The sequence below is a fragment of the Lentilactobacillus hilgardii DSM 20176 = ATCC 8290 genome, from assembly GCF_000159315.1.
In the GTDB taxonomy this organism is placed as follows: Bacteria; Bacillota; Bacilli; order Lactobacillales; family Lactobacillaceae; genus Lentilactobacillus; species Lentilactobacillus hilgardii.
This window is the reverse complement of the sequence record NZ_GG669992.1, coordinates 710,904-713,319: the sequence shown is the minus strand read 5'-3', so window position 1 is coordinate 713,319 and position 2,416 is coordinate 710,904. Positions and strand designations below refer to the sequence as shown.

At 40.1% G+C, this 2,416-nt stretch carries 2 protein-coding genes and 1 pseudogene; all 3 read left to right on the top strand.

Annotated elements, in window-relative coordinates:
- Positions 1-274: 274 nt before the first annotated feature.
- The 3 genes and pseudogenes from HMPREF0519_RS03225 to HMPREF0519_RS03215 all read left to right on the top strand — a co-directional run bounded on the left by HMPREF0519_RS03225 (position 275) and on the right by HMPREF0519_RS03215 (position 2,277).
- Positions 275-1,088 (top strand): annotated as a pseudogene (locus HMPREF0519_RS03225) (DNA/RNA non-specific endonuclease).
- A gap of 181 nt (positions 1,089-1,269) precedes the next feature.
- Positions 1,270-1,932, top strand: coding sequence for a thiaminase II (gene tenA, locus HMPREF0519_RS03220; RefSeq protein WP_040472645.1), 663 nt, complete (start codon positions 1,270-1,272; stop codon positions 1,930-1,932).
- Positions 1,933-2,049: 117 nt separating this feature from the next.
- Complete coding sequence (locus HMPREF0519_RS03215) at positions 2,050-2,277, top strand: hypothetical protein (RefSeq protein ID WP_003634607.1); 228 nt, start codon at positions 2,050-2,052, stop codon at positions 2,275-2,277.
- Positions 2,278-2,416 lie beyond the last annotated feature (139 nt).

The window sequence follows — 2,416 nt, the reverse complement described above, 5'->3', positions numbered from 1 at the left end:
TGGATCCCTTATATGGAGTGGTACTGCTTTGAGGAGCAGTCCTAAAAGCAGTGTGCGGAAAAAGACGTTTTGATTCCGGAGTACAAGGAGCTAAATTCAATATTCCCGGTTTTGGGATGTTGGATTTAGCTCCTTGTATGGCAGGAATCAGTCTTTTGGAGCAGTCCTAATAAAGTGTGCGGAGCAAAGCATACCAAAATCAGATAATATCATATCCACTCAGCGGTTACGTATCTGTTACCGCTGAGTTTTTAATGACAGGAAGAATTAAAATATGAGTAAACGCAGAAAAAAGAAACGCCGGTCAAACTCCCTACTGAGTTTAATCGTGACATTGATTGTTTTGACCGGTGCGTGGTATTTTACCGGCGGTCAGCCGAGTAATTTAACCAATTTATTTAATCAAGCCACCCAAACAGTCACAAATTCAACTAAAAACGTTGCTTCAAATGATAAGTTGGCTGATTTGACTTACCATTCCGGCGAATCGAGTTTTGTCTATGTTAACCATAACAAGGCCAAACTTGATCCTCAAAAGTGGCAGATCAATAAAGTCATTTATTCAAATTTGGATTCTCTTAACCGGACTAGTACCGGTAACCTTGCTTACTTGGAATCCCGTAATCTGGCATCTGATGACAATCGGGTCCGTCAATACGTTGAACCAGCCGCTTGGCATCAAAAATTTGTAGATCGGCAGCCAATCATTAATCGTGGTCACTTAATTGCCTATTCAATTTCAAAGGGCATTAATCAAAATGGTCACTATAATCCAAGTGATACTTCCGGAGATCAAAACAACCCCAAGAACCTGTTCACCCAAACAGCCTTTTCCAATCAGCGGATTCAAACTATTTATGAACAAAAAATCCGCTCTGCTCTTAGAGATGGCAAGCGCGTGGTTTTCTTTGCCAAGCCAATTTAGAGACAAAGAATTAATGGCCAGGGGCATTCATCTTGAGGCAATTAGTACCGATCGTTCACTTGATTTTAACGTCTATCTGTTCAACGTTCAGCCTAATGTCAAATTTGATTATGCAACCGGTCGATCAACCATTGATCGAACTATGAAAGTACCAGAACCATAAAAATGAGCGATTCGGATAACACCCATTCGAATCGCTCATTTTTTTACTTCTCACTTTAGTAATTCATTTTGCCAACTGCGATAACATTCACAATTTTTCAGCCCAATTATGCCGTTGGCTCATCACAAAACATGATAAAATACAACCAATGATATCAGTTTACTTAAAAAGGAGAAAAAACATGGTTTCTATTACCCAGAAAATGCATCAGCAAGCTGCTCCACTGTGGCAGGAAAGCTTTGACCACCCTTTCATTAAAGAACTGGCTTCCGGATCATTGCCGACCGACACTTTCCGTTACTACTTAAAACAGGATCGCTATTATCTAGAAAACTTTGGCGACCTGCATCAGCAAATTGCAGATCATCTATCCGATGCATCCATTAAACAATTCCTTTACGACGGTGCTCAGGGTCTTCACGATGATGAGGCAACTATCCGCAGGGAATTCTTTCAGGAATTATCGATTACGACCGATGAAATAAAAACAACCCCAATCGCTCCTAATGCCTACAATTATGTTTCCCATATGTATCATGAATTAAACGAGGGCTCACCGGCAAGAGCAGCAGCCGCCTTATTGCCATGCTACTGGCTATATAACGAGATAGGCAAAAAATTGGTTAAAAATGGCTCACCAGTCAAAATATATCAACAATTTATCAATACTTACGATAGCAATGGCTTCACCGATGCCACAAATCAAATGATCAACATTGTTGATAAGCTGGGGGAACAAGCTGATCCCGATGAGAAACAAAAAATGAATACCGCCTTTATTCGTAGCAGTTACTATGAATTGCATTTCTGGGGAATGGCCTACAATCACCAAAAATGGGCATAAAGTAAAAATGTAAGATATTTTTTGACCACTACTCTGGACATTCCTGCCAAACAAGCGGACAATGACGCTGAAGTTTGGTTAATAACCGTTTTCTCACTATAAAGGGGGACGATCATTATGAATGAAGGCCAGGAAGAATTCTTAGATTTCTTTATTGCACGAACTCTTAAGAATAAAAGGGACGAAGCTGAACAAGTACTCATTCAAGCTTTTAGTGAACAGGAACATAAGAAATTCACAACAGCAAATCTAACTGATCTGCAAAATACGTTGCTTCCACTGGTAAAACCCGAGAATTACGCTGAGGTCGAAGCCGCTATGAATCATTTCGCAAACAGTCTGTGACCTTTTATAAATTAAAAACGGGCATCATAAAACGAGGTTAGACATTTTACCGTCCCAACCTCGTTTTTTTGCTTTATTAAATTAGGCTGGGATGGCATGTGTGCCGATGCTAAATGTTAAGCAGCACCACTCCCTATAA